This is a genomic window from Longimicrobiales bacterium (assembly GCA_028823235.1).
Taxonomy (GTDB): Bacteria; Gemmatimonadota; Gemmatimonadetes; order Longimicrobiales; family Gaopeijiaceae; genus UBA2589.
Genome location: JAPKBW010000085.1, coordinates 1 through 1,772, shown reverse-complemented (window position 1 = coordinate 1,772; position 1,772 = coordinate 1). Strand labels below are relative to the sequence as shown.

General features: G+C 61.8%; 2 protein-coding genes. One reads left to right on the top strand and one right to left on the bottom strand.

The window, feature by feature from the left end:
* Positions 1-1,395 (bottom strand): amino acid permease (locus tag OSA81_13770; protein MDE0900070.1); only part of this gene is annotated, 1,395 nt, incomplete at its 3' end.
* A gap of 169 nt (positions 1,396-1,564) precedes the next feature.
* On the opposite strand from OSA81_13770, the gene OSA81_13765 reads away from it, so the two are divergent.
* A partial coding sequence (locus OSA81_13765) for a hypothetical protein (protein ID MDE0900069.1) occupies positions 1,565-1,772 on the top strand: 208 nt, incomplete at its 3' end.

Below are 1,772 nucleotides of genomic sequence, written 5' to 3'. Positions count from 1 at the left end.
CCGCAAGCCGGTCGAAGCAAGCTGATCGGGGGGAAAGAAACCGATCCAAAAGGCCATGAGGGCCCCCGCGATGCCGAGGAGGCTCGTCAGCCAGAGCCCCACGGTTCCGCCAGGAACCCGGAACGGCCGCGGCTGGTGTGGTCTGACCCGACGTAATCGAAGCGCCGCCGCGAAGAGCATCACATACATCAGCAAATACATCTGGATCGTCAGCACGCTGATCATGAAGTAGGCAGAAGCAACCGTTGGCTGCAGCGTAAACGCGAGGCAAATCAGGGAGACGAGGACCCCCTGTAGCCCGAGGATCCGTGTGGGCACGGCCCGCTCATTGGTCCGGCACAGCCATCGGGGAAGCGTGCCATCTTCGGCAGACACGAGCATTCCCTTGCTCGGCCCAACGATCCAGGCATTCACACTTCCGAACACTCCGATCGCCATCCCCAGCGCGATGAGGCGCGACCATTCCGCCAAACCGTACCGACCAAGCATGGCCTGGAGCGCTTCCGTCACGCCGCTCTGCAACCGGTACTGATCCGGCGCCAGCGCCACAGCGATGGAGAGCGCTCCAAGGATGAACACGACGAGGATCACACCTGCCGCGAGCAGGATACCGATCGGGTAGACCCGCTCGGGGTCACGAACCTCACGCGCGTGCGCTGCGGTCATCTCCATGCCCGCAAATGCGAGCAAGACACTCACAGCAAACGTGATGTTTCCGAAGTGAGTGAAGTCGGGGACGAAGCGATCACCATTCGCAAGCAGGTGAGACGTTCCACCTTCGAGGACGAGTAGCGCCGCAAGCCCAATCAGGATCAGGCCTGGGATGACGACCCCACAAAAGGCCCCAATGATGCTGATCCGGACCGACCCGGAGAGTCCGCGGAGGTTCAGCACCACAGAGGACCAGTACGCCACTAGGATCACCGCGACAATGAAGCCCGGATTCTCCGAGAGTTCTCGCGAGCGATCCGGCAGTATCGCAAAGGCCAGGGACGCCGCACCAAAGGTGAGGACGACGGGAAACCAGCACAGATTCTGGAGCCACTGCAGAAACACGGCGACGAAGGCCCAGCGTTCTCCGAAGGCCTCGCGAACCCATACGTACACGCCACCTCGCTCTGGCCAGGCTGTCGCAAGCTCCGCAGCGACCAGTGACACCGGCAGGAAGAAGACGGCTGCCGCGAGTAGGTAGAAGAAGATCGACCCCACTCCATAGGTCGCCATCTGCGGCAGGTCGCGCAAACTCGCGATCGCGACGATGTTGATCATCGCCAGTCCGAATAGGCCCACGACGCGCGGCTGCTCTCCTTCATGCTTCGGGTTCAATAGTGCTCGCTCCCGTGCCGTGGTCCGGCAGATAGGAATTCCAAAGACCCATTCTACACCCTGGGCCATGTCCGGTACGGGGAAAAAGGGGACACAGGGGTTATCGATGGCAGGCTGGCGTCCGTCGCCGGGCGAGCCCAGGACACCACTCAGCTCGAAACGATCGCTTCGCTTCGTTACGGGTGACAACGGGGGTAAGGCACTCGGTCCGGAATGGGACGATTGATCGGTGGCAGGGTTGCATCGAAAAATTCAGCGCATGTTGTATCCGATGGCATGTTGGCGCTGTCGAGCCCGCAGGTTTCCCCAGCAGGGATATCGAATCGGTTACTCCCCCGGCCGAGCGAAAGACGGGTCGGTGGGCGGGTCGGTAGGCGGGCTTGAGACGCTGGGCTTTCTTGCCTTCCCAGACCTGGACGACACGGCTCAGGGTGTGGCGCTTTCTT